Source organism: Moritella sp. JT01, from assembly GCF_001574435.1.
Taxonomy (GTDB): Bacteria; Pseudomonadota; Gammaproteobacteria; order Enterobacterales; family Moritellaceae; genus Moritella.
The window spans coordinates 418,702-436,867 of sequence record NZ_LOCN01000001.1 but is presented as its reverse complement, the minus strand read 5'-3'; the positions used below and the strand labels follow the sequence as shown (position 1 = coordinate 436,867).

12 protein-coding genes are annotated in these 18,166 nt (G+C 40.0%); 7 read left to right on the top strand and 5 right to left on the bottom strand.

Features of this window, described 5'->3' with window-relative positions; genetic code table 11:
• Positions 1-72: 72 nt before the first annotated feature.
• From malG to malE, 3 genes are all read right to left on the bottom strand, one after another.
• On the bottom strand, positions 73-963 hold the full coding sequence (gene malG / locus AKG98_RS01930) for a maltose ABC transporter permease MalG (protein WP_067040513.1): 891 nt from the start codon (positions 961-963) through the stop codon (positions 73-75).
• A 51-nt stretch (positions 964-1,014) separates the two neighbouring features.
• Positions 1,015-2,613 carry a maltose ABC transporter permease MalF gene (gene malF, locus AKG98_RS01925; protein WP_067040510.1) on the bottom strand — a complete coding sequence of 533 codons (1,599 nt, stop codon included), beginning with the start codon at positions 2,611-2,613 and terminating at the stop codon, positions 1,015-1,017.
• Positions 2,614-2,755: 142 nt separating this feature from the next.
• Positions 2,756-3,931, bottom strand: a complete 1,176-nt coding sequence (malE, locus tag AKG98_RS01920) for a maltose/maltodextrin ABC transporter substrate-binding protein MalE (protein WP_067040507.1) — start codon at positions 3,929-3,931, stop codon at positions 2,756-2,758.
• Positions 3,932-4,327: 396 nt separating this feature from the next.
• Here malE and malK point away from each other — a divergent pair, with 396 nt between their 5' ends.
• Together malK and AKG98_RS01910 are read left to right on the top strand one after the other, a co-directional pair.
• The gene (malK, locus tag AKG98_RS01915) at positions 4,328-5,437 is read left to right on the top strand and encodes a maltose/maltodextrin ABC transporter ATP-binding protein MalK (RefSeq protein ID WP_067040505.1); all 1,110 of its coding nucleotides are present in this window, start codon (positions 4,328-4,330) and stop codon (positions 5,435-5,437) included.
• 393 nt (positions 5,438-5,830) lie between these two features.
• Positions 5,831-7,510, top strand: a complete 1,680-nt coding sequence (locus AKG98_RS01910) for a methyl-accepting chemotaxis protein (RefSeq protein WP_067040503.1) — start codon at positions 5,831-5,833, stop codon at positions 7,508-7,510.
• A 143-nt stretch (positions 7,511-7,653) separates the two neighbouring features.
• Here AKG98_RS01910 and AKG98_RS01905 read toward each other — a convergent pair whose 3' ends face one another.
• On the bottom strand, positions 7,654-9,216 hold the full coding sequence (locus AKG98_RS01905) for a BCCT family transporter (RefSeq protein ID WP_067040501.1): 1,563 nt from the start codon (positions 9,214-9,216) through the stop codon (positions 7,654-7,656).
• Between the two features lie 329 nt (positions 9,217-9,545).
• On the opposite strand from AKG98_RS01905, the gene AKG98_RS01900 reads away from it, so the two are divergent.
• Together AKG98_RS01900 and AKG98_RS01895 are read left to right on the top strand one after the other, a co-directional pair.
• Positions 9,546-10,703, top strand: a complete 1,158-nt coding sequence (locus AKG98_RS01900; protein ID WP_067040498.1) for a DUF1611 domain-containing protein — start codon at positions 9,546-9,548, stop codon at positions 10,701-10,703.
• Positions 10,700-11,776, top strand: a complete 1,077-nt coding sequence (locus AKG98_RS01895) for an alanine/ornithine racemase family PLP-dependent enzyme (RefSeq protein WP_083543857.1) — start codon at positions 10,700-10,702, stop codon at positions 11,774-11,776. Before AKG98_RS01900 ends, AKG98_RS01895 begins: the two co-directional genes overlap by 4 nt.
• A gap of 192 nt (positions 11,777-11,968) precedes the next feature.
• Here the strand turns inward: AKG98_RS01895 and lamB are convergent, their stop codons facing one another.
• Positions 11,969-13,207 (bottom strand): maltoporin LamB, encoded by a 1,239-nt coding sequence (gene lamB / locus AKG98_RS01890; RefSeq protein WP_067040495.1) that lies wholly within the window; start codon positions 13,205-13,207, stop codon positions 11,969-11,971.
• Between the two features lie 650 nt (positions 13,208-13,857).
• Here lamB and AKG98_RS01885 point away from each other — a divergent pair.
• From AKG98_RS01885 to AKG98_RS01875, 3 genes are all read left to right on the top strand, one after another.
• The gene (locus AKG98_RS01885; RefSeq protein WP_083543856.1) at positions 13,858-15,984 is read left to right on the top strand and encodes an LruC domain-containing protein; all 2,127 of its coding nucleotides are present in this window, start codon (positions 13,858-13,860) and stop codon (positions 15,982-15,984) included.
• A gap of 9 nt (positions 15,985-15,993) precedes the next feature.
• The gene (locus tag AKG98_RS01880) at positions 15,994-16,524 is read left to right on the top strand and encodes a hypothetical protein (protein WP_067040492.1); all 531 of its coding nucleotides are present in this window, start codon (positions 15,994-15,996) and stop codon (positions 16,522-16,524) included.
• A 217-nt stretch (positions 16,525-16,741) separates the two neighbouring features.
• Positions 16,742-18,163, top strand: coding sequence for an ATP-binding protein (locus AKG98_RS01875; protein ID WP_067040489.1), 1,422 nt, complete (start codon positions 16,742-16,744; stop codon positions 18,161-18,163).
• Positions 18,164-18,166 lie beyond the last annotated feature (3 nt).

Sequence of the window (18,166 nt, the reverse complement as noted above, 5' to 3'; positions counted from 1 at the left end):
GCTGGCTTCAATACTCTCGATTTTGTTACGTCGCTTTCGTTATATTAAGAAGCATTACAAAATGAGCTAACCCTAGCCTTTCACACCACCCGACGTTAAGCCGCCAACTAACCAGCGCTGCGCCATTAAGAACACCGCTGTAATAGGTAATGCCGATAGCACGGCTGCCGCTGCAAAGTCACCCCACAGGTAGTTTTGTGGATACAAATACTGCTGCATGCCAACCGCTAAGGTGTAGTTATTCACATCAGACAATAATAACGAAGCTACTGGTACTTCTGTTACCGCTGCAATAAACGCAAGGATAAAGACCACAGCAAGAATGGGCACTGACAGTGGTAACAATACCAAACGGAATGCTTGCCAAGGCGTAGCGCCATCCAATGCAGCCGCTTCTTCTAATGAACCATCTATCGACTCGAAGTAACCTTTAATTGTCCATACATGCAGTGCAATACCGCCCAGATAAGCAAAGATGAGACCGCCGTGGGTATTCAGCCCTAAGAAGGGAATATACTGCCCTAACTTATCAAACAAAGCATACAGCGCCACCAGCGCTAATACTGCTGGGAACATCTGGAAGATCATCATCGCTTTTAAAATGGTGTCTTTACCACCAAAACGTAAACGCGCAAATGCATACGCAGACGTGGTCGACAACGCCACAATCATCACTGACGATATTGCAGCTACTTTTACCGAGTTCCACAACCACAACAACACTGGAAATGGCGGCGGTGTAATACTGCCATCTGCATTCGTTACCGAGAAACCTAACGCTAAACGCCAGTGATCTAATGTCGGTGATGTCGGAATAATGCCACCCGTCGCAAAGTTACCTTCACGCAACGAAATTGCCACTACCATAACCAAGGGGAAAATAATCACCACCAGCAGTGCACACAGTGCTAGGTGGGCAGCCCATACCCGATATTTTAATGATGTTCCTTGTACCATAGCCATACTGTTACTCCTCATTTGTTGTAGGTTAGTGCTGTCAGTTACTGTTGTCGCTTATTTTTCTGACAGCTTGGTAAAACGTAAGTTAAAGAGCGCTAAACCACCCACTAACAAGAAGATAAGCGTTGTAATTGCACTGGCTAAACCAAAGTCTTGGCCACCAGCACCTTCAAAGGCAATACGATAGGTATAGTTGACTAACAAATCGGTATAACCCGCCGGTTCACTGGTACCGATCATGTTTGGCCCCCCCTGCGTTAACAGCTGAATCAATACAAAGTTATTAAAGTTAAACGAGAAGCTGGCAATCATTAACGGCATTAATGGTTTCATCATCATCGGGAACGTAATGTTCTTGAAGTTTTGCAGCGGTCCTGCACCATCAAGCGCCGATGCTTCGTATAAATCATCCGGTATTGATTTCAACATGCCCATGCTTAAGATCATCATGTACGGAAAACCGAGCCAAATATTAACCATTAATACCATGGCTTTAGCCGAGATTGGATCCGAGAACCAACTTGGCGACAGACCGAACATGGCTTCTAACACCATATTAATTTCACCAAAGCTTTGGTTGAATAACCCTTTGAAAATCAAGATAGAAATAAATGACGGTACGGCGTAAGGTAAAATTAACAGCATACGGTAAATAGCACGGCCGCGTAACGCTTCCCATTGCACAATACTCGCCAGCACCAACCCGATGATCACAGTAGCAACCACAGATAATCCAGAGAAAATAATCGTCCAAAAGAAAATACTAATGAAGGGTTCTTTAATACCATCATCTTGCCAAATTCGTTCAAAGTTGGCGGTACCGATAACTACCGTAAAACCCGGTGATAATGGATCGCCAATATAGTTACCTTCGGCATCAATGGTTTGATAAAAACCGGTGTCCATATTCGGGATCAATACCGTTTTATCTTTATTATTAATTAACGTGGTCCCGTCGCTTTCAACACTGTAAAGCGGTTGTACTGCGGCAAATTTACGTAACCCGCTCATGCGAATTTCATTACCATTGGGTAATACCAAGTCCACCGTGTTTAACGTGGCGCGGTTTTTGATAATTTCTTTTATTTTCGCTTTGCTGCCAACAACGGCATCTGCCGCGGTTAGCACTAAACGTCGGTTTGCTGGCAACGTTAAATTTATCTCATCAGTCACTAATAATTGCGCACCGTCTTTAATCGCAAGACGATAACCATTTTCACTGCGATACAAATCAAATTTATAACTGTCACCACTTTGATAAGTACTATCAAGTAACACTGACTGCGCGCGTTCAAAAGACAGTTGGTTTTTGGCACTGTAATTGGTAAACGCGATACCCACCGTATATACCAGTGGAAAAACAATAAACAAGATCATGCCCGCGACACCTGGGTAAATATAACGGTGTGCGTAGGTCTTTTTACTACCAAAAATATACAAAGCTAACGAGGTTAAAATAAGCGTTAACACCGCAAATGACGTCTCACCACGTGAGTACATCAATACCGACGCATAACCGTTCATTAACCCAATAAGTGTGAGGGTGCACCATTTAATAAAATGCGGAGAAAAAAATCTAGAATTGACTTGGTCGCAAGTCTGTTGAGATTCTGGTGTATCACCCAGAATCTCAGCTACTTTAACAGTCTGCATGGAAAAACCTACCTCATAATACCTATCACACTAAACAGATGATCATTTATTTAATGCAACGGGTATAAACAGCAAGAGGAGAGATAATCTATCCTCTTATTTTATAACTTCCTATCACTACAACAGGGAGTACTTAAAAACACTATCTCGTCATCTGTTTTTCTGCATCGCTTAATGCCGCATCAATCGATTGACGACCATCAACAATGTTAATGATGGCATTTTTAGTCGCGCCCCAAAATGCATTCATTTGTGGGATATTCGGCATCACCTCACCGTTCATCGCATTGTCCATCGTCGCCGCAATACGGCTATCACTCGACAATTGTTGTTGGAATGATGTCAGCGCAACGGCACCTAATGGTTTGTCGTTATTCACTGTAGCCAGACCTTCATTGGTCAATAAATAGTTTTCGATAAACTCAACCGCTAAGTCTTTATTTGGTGACGCAGTACTAATACCCGCCGTTAATACACCGACAAACGGTTTAGAGTGCTGACCATTAAATTTAGGTAACTGCGCAACGCCATAATTAATCTCAGACTTGTCTATATTGCCCCATGCCCACGGACCATTAATCGTTAATGCCACATTACCTTTGATAAACTCAGATTCTGATACCGAGTAATCCATATCGGGTGAAATGACGTTATCGGCCAATAGCTTTTTCACTAACTGCATACTGCTTTTAACGCCCGTATTATTTACACCCGCATCTTTCACATCATACCCGTTAGCATTGGCTTTAAAGGCATAACCACCGTCAGCCGCCATTAGCGGCCAAGTGAAGTACGGTTCTTTTAGATTCCACATAATCGCAGACTTACCTTGGGTTTTAAGCTGCTTGTCTAATGCTGCAATATCTTCCCAATTTTTTGGTGGGGTTTTAATTAAATCTTTATTGTAGATAAGTGAGAGTGATTCAACCGCCACTGGATAGCCGATATATTTACCCTTGTATTTAACCGCATCCCAAGTAAAGTCAATCATGCTGTCTTTTAACTCTTTTGATGGTTTAATTTCGGCTAATAAACCCGCCTGAGCATAACCACCAAAACGATCATGAGCCCAAAATACGATATCAGGACCATCACCCGTAGCAGCAACTTGAGGGAACTTGTCTTGTAAGCTATCTGGATGCGAAACCGTCACCTTGATACCGGTATCAGCTTCAAACTGCTTACCTACTTCAGCAAGACCGTTGTAACCTTTGTCACCGTTAATCCAAATTGTTAACTGGCCTTCTTCAATAGCAGCAAAAGCAGAAAAAGAGTTCATTGCAGTTAGCAGTGCTACCGCGGTTAAGGTTTTTCTCATCACTTATATCCTTATTAAATTAGCTTTCAAACTTACCAGACAAGTTGTCTGCGTTGGAGGATATAGTCATACAAAAGCCCACTGCTCACATCATCCTTTATCCTACGCCTAACCCCTGCAAAGCAAAAAGCGTGAACTTGAACGATTAATTTTACTTAGTTGGCTAATAAAGGCGATAAAAATGCGATGGCTCGCACACTAAAACGCGATCAAGTACCTATTTGGAGTAATAATTAGACAGCTATTGTTAAAATGTGATCCATGCACTCCTCCTGTCTTCTCCACCCTAAAAGTTTTTGCCAAGGATGATGCAGTATAAGGGCATATAAAACACACTATCAACATCGAATAATGCTGTGTAAGATATTATAATTAATCATAAAAAGGACTCGCGAGATGGCAAATGTCACGTTAAAAAATGTATGTAAAGCATATGACGATGTACTTATCTCTAAAAACGTAGATCTCGAAATAAATGATGGTGAATTTGTGGTTTTCGTTGGTCCATCAGGTTGTGGCAAGTCAACCTTACTCCGTTGCATTGCAGGCCTTGAAGATATCACCTCGGGGGACTTATTTATTGGCGGCAAACGCATGAACGATGTCGAACCCTCAAAACGTGGTGTCGGTATGGTATTCCAATCTTATGCCCTTTACCCTCACTTAGATTTAACCGATAACATGTCATTTGGCTTAAAATTAGCGAAAGCAGATAAACAGCTCATCAAAGATCGCGTTAAACATGCCGCTGACATTCTGCAACTAACACCATTATTAGATCGTAAACCGAAGTCTTTATCCGGTGGGCAACGTCAACGTGTAGCGATTGGTCGTACCTTGGTATCACAACCAAAAGTATTTTTATTAGATGAGCCGCTGTCTAATTTAGATGCGGCGTTACGCGTAAAAATGCGCATTGAATTAGCCAAACTACACAAACAATTGGGCTGTACGATGATCTACGTGACCCACGATCAAGTTGAAGCGATGACGATGGCCGATAAGATCGTGGTACTCGACGGTGGTGATGTGGCCCAGGTCGGGGCACCATTAGAGATTTATCATTACCCTAAAAATCTTTTTGTGGCAGGTTTTATTGGTTCACCAAAAATGAACTTCATTAACGTACATATCCAAGCTGTCGAAGCTGAACGTGTCGAAGTACTGTTACCGAATTGCCAGAGTATTTGGATCCCCGTTGACGGGAAAACGGTGAATGCCGGTGATGAAATGATCCTCGGTATTCGCCCTGAACACTTAGTGCCAGCTGAAGATGCTGATATCGTCATTGCGGGTGAAACCATTGTGGTAGAAAAATTGGGTAATGAAACACAAGTCTATTTGCACATTGAAGGCTGTGACGAAGATGTGATTTATCGCGTCGCTGATACCCTGTCGATAGATGCGGGTGAGAAGCTAGATATTGGTATTCCTGCGCACCGCTGCCACTTGTTCCATAAAGATGGTTTAGCTTGCCAGCGTTTGCATAAAGAAACGACGCGCTAATCGATACTCTCACACTCTCCTACCCACGAACGAGTTAGCTAGCCTCGCTAACTCGACATATCCCTTTCTGTATTAGCACTTCAACGCCCTCAAAATATGCTTAATCTATTTTCCATATATTCCCCCATACGGAAAAGATGAGTCACGGTCAGATAAACCAGCGAACAAAAACCGATACTTCCAAAGGGTAATAACAAATGTTGATAAAATGTTGTATAAATGTGAAATGGGTAGATGGAAGTATTATTCGACCAAGCAGTTTTGGTGAAAGTACTTCTATTCACCCCATCCGTGACGTAGGTTTTATAAAGTTTATGCAAACTAAGATGCTTGTCAAAAACTTATTCCTCAATCGCCTTTTTAACAGAATTTATTAGACAATAGGTACTTAGCTTGGATTTATTTAGAAACTTAACGCTATCATTTAAAATATCAAGCCTTGTCATTGTTTTACTGTGTTCATTGCTGTTTATTTCTGTCAATCTTATCGTCAATAGTCGAGCCGTGGTTGAAAACATCGTCTTAGATTCTGAAATTAGGCAATTTTATTCAAACATCAATAATAAGTGGAAAGACATTCTCAAAGCCTATAAATTTTCAGAAGATATGGGCATGAAATTTTCAGCAAGAGCAGTGGAACAAGCACAGCTAGAAGAAGCCACCACTAAAGTTGAAACGCTGATTAACGATTACGTGGCCAGTTTATTGACTGCGAACACAACGCTTGAAAATGAATGGAACTCAGTACTGGAACTCCGTCAAGAGGACGGCGTATTTTATACTCGAGACCAACTTGTAGAGCGAGCAGAACACCTTAATTCATCGCTAGCAACATTAACCAATGTTTGGCTAACCAAGGCAACGTTTGTCGTCCGAAAAAAAGCAGAAAAGGCGGCTAACCTCGCTTTTCCACCCGTTATTGAAACCATTGACGCCATCAACCTGATGCATGACGAATTGGTCAGCATACGGTCAGAAAAAATCATTGCAGCTCAAAATAAAATTGTTATTCAATCGACGATTCTAGCAATCAGCATTTTCTTTATCGTTATTATTATGTCCTTCTTGATGCTTCGGAAACTGAAAAAAGATTTACAGTCTATTGTGTCAGTGACACATTGCTTAGCCAAAGGTGATCTTAGCCGAACGCTCGAAGCTGGAGACGATTTGGACGAAATCAGTGAAATAAAAAGATCGGTATTCAGCATGACTGACAACCTGAATAATATTTTTAAGTCTGTCACGTTACTGGCTAACAATTTAAACGAGTCAACAGATGGCCTGCTCAGTGACAACAAGCAAAGGATTAATGACGCAGAATTCCAGCACTCACAAATGACCAAGCTTTCTGGTTCTGTCGACGCGCTTTATTCAGTTTCAACACAGGTCTCTGAACATGCAGACGACGCACTGACTAAATCAGATAATGCGATTGCATCGGCCAAAAAAGGGAAAACAATCGTCAATGAAACCATTGCGTCTATTGAGAATTTAGCAGGCGAAATTGAAAATTCAGTCTCTGTAATTCAGCAACTGGATACCGAAGCGGACAGTATTACCAGTATTCTTGAGGTCATCAAGAGCATTGCCGAACAAACCAACCTCTTGGCGTTAAATGCAGCCATTGAAGCGGCTCGAGCTGGTGAACAAGGTCGTGGCTTTGCGGTGGTTGCTGATGAAGTCAGAAATTTAGCGAAACGGACTCAAGATGCTACAGCAGAAATTCAATTCACACTTGAGACACTTAAGAAGAGCACCCTTATCGCTGTATCAGCCATCAATAACAGTCATACCAAATCACTGGAAAGTGTGGAATATGTATCAAATGCTGGCAACGTGATAGATGAGATTAATAGGTCCGTTAACCAAATTAAAGACATTGCCAAAGAAACATCGGCCGCGTCATTATTGCAAACTAACACACTTGATGAGATCCAGACCAATGTCAACGATGTCAATCAAGTCACCGAGGAGAACACGACTCGCGCTCACGTATCAATGACTTCAGCATCGTCACTATCAGGCCTTAGCAAGGAGCTACTCAGTTCAATCAGTTACTTCAAATTAAAGTAACTCGCCAGCTGCAGAAAAATATCAAAAGACTGAGTACTTACCGTAAACGGCCAGTTCTGTCGCATATTGACGGTTTTACCTCACGATTAAAAAAGCCTCCAACGAGGAGGCCAAATTCACTAAACAACTACAACTTATTGACGTTAATTCTCGTCTGAATGAGATACGCTGGCGGTGTCTTTATTTTTTATATCCTTAAGAAAAGAAACCAACATTAAAATATAAATTAAAACAATGGGTACAGAAGCCAATATTAATGATGTCTGGAGTATATTTAAACCACCAATAAAAACAAAACCAAGAGGAATAATCGAGATTAAAAATGAAAACAAGAATTTATGAAGATTTTTAGGCTCTTCATTTTCTTTTATCTCTTTGCAAGAGGATAAAGCAAGAACATAGGAAACAGAATCAAACGTTGATGCCTGAGATATAATGCAGATGATCGCGATAACAGCTATAACAATTTTAAACCCAGGTAAATTATTATATATACTTATAATGGCCGTACTTGCATTTGTGGATTGGAGTACACTGACTGTATCAGCAATATCAAAAATATTTAAATTGATAGTATAGCCACCCAGAACAATAATACATAACCAAGAAGATAGACTTCCGATCAAGGTTCCAGTGATAAGTATTTGTTTAATCGTTCTTCCTTTTGATATTTTCGCAATGAAAATAGCCACAAATGGAGAATAAACAAACCACCATGCTAGATAAAATGCAGTCCATTTAAACGGGAAATCAGATTGACCAAAACTGGATGTCCAGGTGCTCATTTTTATGTAATTACTGAACATCGCCCCTAAACTTTCAAGCCCAAAGTTAAAAATAAATACCGTCGGCCCTGCAATAAAAACAAACAATACAAAAGAGAATAACAGGATCACATTCATATTACTTAAGCGTTTAATACCATTTTTAAGTCCTAACATAAGACTGATAGAAAAAATGATAGTTGTTATTAAAATCACAAAAATATCGAGCGAAAAGTTATGTTCAATATTGAATAGCTGACTAAATATATTAGAAATGAGTGGGACACTTAATGAAATTGAAGCACCAGAGGCAAGGATCAGTGAGACTGAGAAGATAATATTGATAACTCTTGCTTTCCAGCTTCTTTCATTCGACCCGATAATTGAATGACATACTGAGCTTATTGTTAAATATGGTCTCTTCATTACATGAAAAGAATAAGCAATAGGAATTGAGCATAAAGTATAAATAGACCACCCAGGTAACCCCCAAAAATAGAGAGCATATTCCATCCCAACAGAAGCAGCGGCTTGAGAACCGGCCTCCAACCCATAAGGAGGTGATATATAATGGTAAATAACTTCAATAGATGCCCAGTAAAAAAGACTGGAACCAATCCCGGCACAGAAAATCATAGACGCCCAACTAAACGTCGAGAACTCTATACTTTTTGACGAGCCGCCAAGAACCACATCACCGTATTTCCCAAACGCAAGCCAGAGTAAAAATAAAGAAACAATTATTCCTAAGAATAAATAAACAGAACCAAATTTTATTAAAAGTACATCCATGATCATTAATGAAAAATCATTAACGGCTTCTGGATAAATGACTATATTACCAATAACAATAAAAACAAAGAAAGAGGATACTAATATTGATAACCAATCAATTGAGGGAGAGTTTTTTGTCGGATCTCCCAACAGCAAAGTTTTTAACATGATTTAAATAGCCTAGTAGTGTAACTAAAAGACACATACTCTACCTAAATATAATTTACGCAAGTCAATTCAACATAAAACATTGAATTTTAAGATTAAACCACTTAAAAATACCGATAATGAATACAGGTAGGTAAATTAGATTTTCTCTAATAACCACCATGACTATAAACCAAAAGTCAATTGTTAATATATCCACATTAATATGTTAACTATGTTACGGTATATGTCCCCCCCCTACCGCTTAGTAGGGACTTCTCATATTTTCCGACGTTGTATATCGGCACTTTTCAGTCGCCCTCCTAAGCCTTAAAGCACTAGGTAATATTATGTCTGATTCAACTCAGAATTTAACGAATATCTTTCCTTTTACTAAAACAAAAAACACAGAAACGAACGATTCCGTAATACCCACTGCGATTATTTATTGTGAAGGTCACTTTGGCAAAATTGATGGTAAAACAGCGAATGGTCTTGTTAGACATTCTCACAACTATCGCATTCTCTCTGTGATTGATAGCAAAACGGCAGGTTTAAATTCAGGTGAAGTGCTGAATGAAGGAACAAATGACATCCCTATTTTGACCAACATGGAAGCAGCACTAACACATGCAGGCACAATTCCTGACTACTTCATTTTTGGGATTGCACCATCAAGTGGTTTGTTATCCGATGCTGAAAAAACGATTATTTTAGATGCTATGTCATTAAAGATGAATATAGTTAATGGATTACATGAATTCTTAAGCGAGGACCCTACTTTTTTAGCGGCGAGCATAAAACACAATGTCAGTATTTTAGATATCCGAAAACCTAAAAACAAAGAAGAATTACAGACGTTCAGCGGCGAAATACATAATGTAAAATGTCCACGTATCGCAATTATGGGAACCGATTGTGCTATCGGAAAACGGACAACAGCCACAATATTAACTCAAGCACTACGAGAAAAAGGGCTTAACGTTGTCATGATTGCAACAGGGCAAACTGGCATTATTCAAGGCGCACCCTATGGTGTTGCGTTAGATGCAGTTCCTTCTCAATTTTGTGCAGGTGAACTAGAAGCGATCATCGTCAAAGCGTACGAACAAGAAAATCCAGACCTGATCATTATTGAAGGACAAGGATCATTGAGTCACCCCGCATTTTCTACTAGTTCTTTTATACTTCGCGGCAGCTGCCCAACAAGTGTCATTTTACAACATGCGCCTAAACGTTTATACCGTGCTGATTTCCCTAAAGCACTGATGCCTTCAGTCGCGTCAGAAATAAATCTTATTGAAACATTTTCAGATACCAACGTGATTGGCTTAACGCTTAATCATGAAGATATGTCCTCGCAGGAAACACTAGACTCGATTGATGACTTCGCAACTCGATTAAGGATACCAGTTACCGACGCGCTATCCCAACCAACAGACCACCTTGTACAAATCGTTTCTTCTGCTTATCCCCACCTAGAACGCAAAATGACGTTAACGTCTTGAACTACCCTAGGGTAGACATCAACTGCGCTAAAATTTACCATAATACTCAAACATTGATAAATCGATTAAATCATAAAGGCATATCGGTAACCCCCGTCACCAAAGTGTGTTTAGGCCACCCTATCATTGCTAATACTTTGATTAGCGCAGGGGCGCATATGATTGCGGATTCCCGTGTCGAGAATATTGAAAAGATGAGGAAGTCGGGTATGTCATTACCGACTATGCTGATCCGTACACCTATGTTAAGTCAGGCTTCAAACGTTGTTAAGTATTGTAATATCAGCCTTAACAGTGAAATAGCTGTAATTGAACAACTATCCCTTATTGCTAACCAAACAAATATTATCCATGGCATTATCATCATGGTCGAGCTAGGGGATCTGCGGGAAGGCGTAATGCCGAACAATTTATTGGCATTTATCGGTAAGATCATTAATTTACCGAACATAGTAATAAAAGGCATAGGTACAAATTTGGCCTGCCGCTATGGTATATCACCTGATAATGACAAAATGTCTCAACTGTCTGCACTTGCAAATGAAGTCGAAGAAGCATTTTCTATTCAGTTAGACATTATCTCAGGCGGTAATTCAGCCTCGATTAGTTGGGCAGTAAATCATGGTAAAAACAGCCGTATTAACAACCTACGAATAGGTGAAGCCATTTTCCTCGGTTGCGAACCATTATATCAAGAGCCTATCGAAGGATTGTTTACCGATGCCATCACGCTCACGGCCGAAGTTATTGAGTCAAAAATAAAACCGTCTTTACCTTGGGGTGAGCGAGGCAAAAATGCCTTTGGAGAAAAACAAGCCATCCCAAATAGAGGGGATGTGTCACAAGCGCTGATCGCATTAGGTCGCCTAGATGTCCATATTTCAGGACTTAAACCGCCAGCAGGCATAAAAATTGTTTCATCAACCAGTGATCATCTGGTTATTGAAACATCTGGAGAATCCTTGCTCGTCGGCCAAAAGGTACAGTTCAACTTAGATTACGGTGCGATTTTACTTGCTATGTCCTCGCCTTATACACATAAATCGTTTAACCATCAGGATTTTGATACATAATTCAAAACGATAACGTTGTATGTCACTAAGCGATGACTGATTCTATGCACAGAATAAATACGATATGACAAAAAAATGCCTAACAGCTTTCACTGTTAGGCATTCTTATGACTCGGGGTTTTTGCTGCAAACAAAAATGCGCCCCCTTTTTAACTATCTTGCTTTCTACTTATGCCAGCTATACGCGAGGTATTAGAACCAAGCTTCAACTTGCATACCTATAGTATAGTCGCTGTCGCCTTTACTTGATCCCAAAGTCGTCCCTTCATCATCTGTGATGTATGACGCGAATACGCGCAGTTCAGGTCTAGCCCAGAAACTTTCACCCATTGACCATGCTTGTGCAATGGTCGCTTTACTGCCACCTTTATCTGTAGAACCTTGTGATTCAGAGAACACACCTAATTCCAAAATGGTTTTCATGTTCTGGTTCCATTTGTACATCGGACGTACCACAACACTGAACAGCTCATGCTCTTCTTTGGCCAAGCCTACATCAGTAGAATTTGCATACATTAATTGATGGCCTACTTCGATCTTATCGCCAACACTAACCACGCCCCAGTTGATCACGCGGTAACCTGTCGCATCATTTTGTTTTCCAGAGCGGTCAAACCAAGCACCACTGCCTAAGTCAGCCATTTGAGCACCATAAGAACTGGTACCATATTGCAATACGGTTTGGTTAAAACCGTTGCTTAATCCCTGTTGTAAAATAGCCGTTAACATCACGCCATCATCAGCCTCTAAAGTCTGCTCTGCTTTCTCATTGGCAAAATTATAAATCGCAGCGACTTCTAAATTCGCACCACTCCATAATTCAAGACCTGAATAACGGACATCAAAAATATTACCATTTACCTGGGAATCATTAGACCATGAGCTGTCTTGTGATAAGCCATTCGTACTCGCTTGACTACCTTCATCGAGCATCCAAGCTGCAGACAATTTACCAGGACCGACGGTTAAGTTTTCAATACCACCACCAGCACCCGCTGAGGTATTTAAGTAGTAAAAATCAGTAATGTGAATATCTTTACGTTGGTAATAACGTTTACCCGCCCACATCGTTGCTTCTTTATCGCTCGCGATCAATCCCGTCGCTTGTACGTTAAATTGAGCCACGTTGAAGTCACCGTCTTCCCAACCATTATTACCTGAGTTGCCCTGCGCGATCATGGCGTCAACAATCCAAGTTTGATCTTCCATTCCGGTTATTTTTGGTAGTTCTTGGCGGAAACCAAACTCAGCATAAAGATCATTTTCATTACCTAAACGACCAATTTTGTTTTTCTCAAAACTAATATTTTCGCCATTATTTCCGCTAATACCAGTACCTGCTCGCATGTAACCATTAAAATCAACAGCGCCTGCAGCAGAAGAAAGTAAGGCTGCTGATACAGCAATCGCAACACGATTTAAGTTTTTCATATAATCTAAATCCTTGAATGAGTTTGGTGTCATTTTTCGAGCCTGTGACCAAGATAGGATTGGCTCAGAAGACAAATTCATACTAAAGAATTTTCAAATAACTGACCTCCTCCACCCCGTGTTAATTTAAGGAGGATGAAAAAGGCTGAGAAAAAAATGAGTGGCCTATTTTTATGAGGGAGATCACCAAAGCAGGGCGTATTTACATGATCTTTAAATAATTACATAAAAGACACTGTTAACTGGATCATGTTTAATCGTCTAAATCGCTATATTAGCGCTCTGAATTACATAAAACCCAGCTCATTTATAAATGTGATCTAAGCTGCAAACTGAATGATTAATGAATTAATACTGGTTTTATAAATGAACTCTTCAACCACGCAATAACCAAACTCATCACGACATTCTATCGCGTTGGCTAACAAGCAAATAAAAACAAATTAACAAGCCATTGTGTTCTTTGCAAACTGCGAATTAAAATTGCATTTTGCGAAAATTAATTCTTAAAATGCGATCGATTTAACAAAAAAAAAACAACAAAAAAAATAAATCTATGTTTTTAAAGTACAAAAAATATGGCACGAGATATGCCATAACAACGGTACCAATGATATTTCTTTTTATACTTCGCAATCAAGGGACTGCTTATGAAAACATGTCAGTACAAGACACTATTATTAATGTCTACCTGCCTTTATAGCTTAAATGCTATATCGGCGCCTTTTGCTAGTTGCCCGACTGAAGCATTTCTATCCCAATACAAAAATGGTAGAACACATTATAAATCGGTGGACCTGAGTACAGGTTTAATCACAACGCTACAAACCGATGATGGCTTAGGCTCTGATTCAATTAATGCAATTGCCTTCAATAACACAGATAAATATATCTATGGTTTCGACCGCAATCAACTGGCATTAGTCAAATTTGATAGCGATTTTAAAGCAACCATTTTAAACTTTACTAACCCACCAAACAATAATTTTTATGTGGGTGATATAAAAGATAATAAGTTCTATTTCTATCGCCGCTACCTTGGTCTTTATTACACAAATCTAGACAGCAGTGCACCCGACTACCTCACCATTACAAAAATAGTGGGGTCGAATAAAAGCATTAGAATTGCTGACTTTGCATTCCACCCGACCGATGGCAATATATACGCAGTAGAAGGTAGAACGGGTAACTTATACCGTATTGATCCAACGACAGGTGTTGCAACCAATGTAGCCAGCACCGGGTTTAAGTCCCCACGTAGTGCGTTTGGTGCTGCTTACTTCGACTCCGCTGGTTATCTTTATTTCCTCCGTAATAATGACGGTAATATTTACCGGACTGACATTACCGATCCGAACAATATTACTGGCGCATCCGTGTATTTTGCTAAAGCTTCAGCAAGTAACAGTAATGACGGTGCTCGTTGTTCTGAGGCGGCTGTTGTATCAACAAATACGGATTATGGTGATGCTCCCGACTCATATGGAACAAGCTTAGCGGCAAATGGGGCAAGACATCTGATTGACTACAACAACTATATACTTGGTAGCCTTATTGATGCAGAAGATGATGCTAACGTATCACCCAATACAGATGATGCAGATAACCTTGCAGATGAAGATGGCATTCTATTTCAAACCACACTCATCACAGGTTTAGATGCACAAATAAATGCCACGATCAGTGGTGGTCAAGACAGTGTCTATTTCAATGGTTGGTTTGATTGGAATCAAGATGGCGATTTTGATGATGCAGGTGAGCATGTGTTTGATAGTCGGTCGCTAGACTCAAATTCACACAATCTCACTTTAACTGTGCCAGCTACCGCATTAATCGGTAATACGTGGGCGCGATTCCGTGTCGGAGACCAAGATAATATAACCAGTGGTGGTGGTTACGCAAATGGTGAAGTCGAAGATTATCCGATTACCATTGTAGATGGTAATACCACCAGTATTTATTACCCAGCTGAGGATGAATTTGTCACACTTGCTTACGAAGATCGCTGGCCAGAACAAGGTGACTATGATTTTAACGATGTCGTTATTTTTTATCGAGTAGTGCAGACAGTTAAAAACAATCAAGTTTCTCGTATCGATATACAAGGTGAACTCATCAATTATGGTGCCTCATATTCCAACGGTTTTGCTGTCCACTTACCGGGAATACTGCGTAGTAATGTTGATGAAGACTTATTACAAGTCAGTTTTAACTCTGTATCAGCGCCTACCAGCGGTGTTTTAGAAGCGGGTCAGACTGATGCTGTCGTTGTTATTTCTGATAACTTAAAAACAGAATTTACTTCGACTTGTGGAGAGTTCTTCTTTAATACCGAGCCTGCTTGTATGGGCAACACGAGTATCTTTACATTCGAAGTCAACATTCCACTGAATAATCCAATTGATGTTGCTAGCATGCCAGCAATGCCACTGAACCCCTTTATATTTGGGGCCGAAAACCATACCAGAAATGATTTCTTTAGTGGGCAAATTGGACGTGATTTAGAGATTCATTTACCAGATAAACCTCTCACGGATTTAGGTAACAGTGCTTACTTCGGACTTGGTGATGATGATTCAAATCCACCGACTACCACATTCAGAACCTCAACCAATTTACCTTGGGCTGCTGAGATAGGTAATACCGAATGGAAAGCACCACTCGAAGAAACAGATATTGCTTGTGCTTATCCTGAATTCAATACATTCATCACCAGTGATGGTGTCAATAACGAATTTTGGTTTGATAACCCAGTTTTCCATAAAGTCGTCGATTAGGAGCAGATCATGAAACTTATTCAAACACTGATTATTTGTAATATTGCCTTTATTTCTGCTTGTAGTGATAGTGGAAGTGGAAGTGCAAGCGACAGCCCAACAGGAAATGTAAGTACCCCCACAGGGAATGTTGCCACTCCTGCAATCGATGGTCCTAAACAAGTATTACTCTCTGACGATGATGGGTTTATTTCCACAGAGAGTGATGACCTCAGATTACAGGATATAGTCGCACCAATAACACAAAAATTCACAGCAGCTAAACAGCAGGAATTAACGATAACATCACAGAGCGGTGACGCTTGTCATATCAATATATACACAAAATATAATAAAGTCTCAGGGCATAAATTTTCCCCTGCCATAGGCAGCAGAGTCCTGCAAATGTATTCAGAAAACTGTGCATATTCAGGCTCAATCTACCTGCTAAGTCAGCAACGTAAATTATTAATCGAGGTAATTAACTTAAATCTAGAAGACACAACCAGCTATTATGAGGAAACAATACAAAACACTGCTATTGAAGTTGCAATACGATAGCGGTGCTAACAGCACGTTAATTTAATTCCAAAAGTAATCCTCCAGCAAAAACCACCACACAATATTAATTGGTGGTGGTTTTTATTTTACCGCCAAAATTCATTTCAGTTTATATAACGAGAAACAGCCTCCTCTGTCGCGACCAGCTATTTAATTTTCCATAATCAGTCACAAACACATATAATGATATGGACTCACTCATTCAAAAGGCACTTAAATGCGTTTAACCATTTTTCATAAATTGTTCATCTCTTTAATGCTAATTAGCTCAATTATGATGATTGGCATGGCGTTGTTGATTAACAATAGCTTTCAAAATGGTTTTCAAAGTTATCTGAATCAAAGTGAAGTAGAACGCATTGAAAATATGGCTGAAAATATCAGTGATTATTATTCATCAGACCAAGGCTGGCGCAAGCTACAACAGCAGCCAGAATTATGGGGAAGACTATTAAGAAACATTGGTGAGTATCCCAGAAAACCAAAAAAAGTCGCCGAAATGACATCAAGGAAAACCAGATCAAATTACAACCGACTCGCAGCACGCCTTAACTTACTAGATCTAAATGGCAACACTATTATCGGCGATCCTAAAAATTTTCATCGTTTACATGCAAATATACAAATTACTAAGATTGCGATCACCAAAAATGAACAAACCATTGGTTGGTTATCTATTTTACAAAGAGAAAAAATTAAAGGTCATTTAGCCGAACGTTTCTTAAGGCAACAACTGGACAACTTTTATTGGATTGCCGCTTGGGCCGCTTTATTTTCCTTTATCGTTGCTGCGTTATTAGTTCGTCATTTTTTAAAACCGTTAAAAAACTTACATTCCGCAGCGAAATCACTGTCTAATGGTAATTTTGATTATCAAATTGACGTGCGCGGTAAAGATGAACTCGCCGAACTATCACTCGCATTTAATTTATTAACCACCACCTTAAAGGCTCAGAAATTATCACGAGAGCAATGGCTCGCCGATATTTCTCATGAACTGCGTACGCCGATTGCCGTCTTGCTCAGCGAAATAGAAGCGATTGAAGACGGTATTCGTAAACCGGAACCTAAATATATTAAGTCATTACATAATCAAGTCATGACTCTAACCCGCTTAGTTGATGATTTATATTCATTATCACAGTCAGACAGTGGCATCCTTATCGATACATCACACAATGTCGATATCACCAATATCATTAACAATATCGCCAACCAAAACGAAGTACGTTTAGCAGACAAGCATATTGTAATACAACGTTTATACGATCACCATCAACCGACGTTATTACATGCCGATGCCAAATCATTAGCTCAGCTTATCGGTAACCTGTTCGAAAACAGCTATCGCTACACAGATCAAAATGGACACATACAAATCAACTTACAACAAATCAACGACAACATATTATTAACCATTGAAGATAGTGCACCCACCGTACCTGACGCCGCATTACCAAAGCTGTTTGAGCGTTTGTACCGCGTTGATAAATCCCGTAGTCGTGCCAATGGCGGTTCCGGCTTAGGCTTATCCATTTGTGAAAACATCGTCAAAAGACATAACGGTCATATCAGTGCACAGCACTCCGAACTTGGCGGCTTAAAAATAGCGATATCACTTCCGATTAAGGACAATTAACCC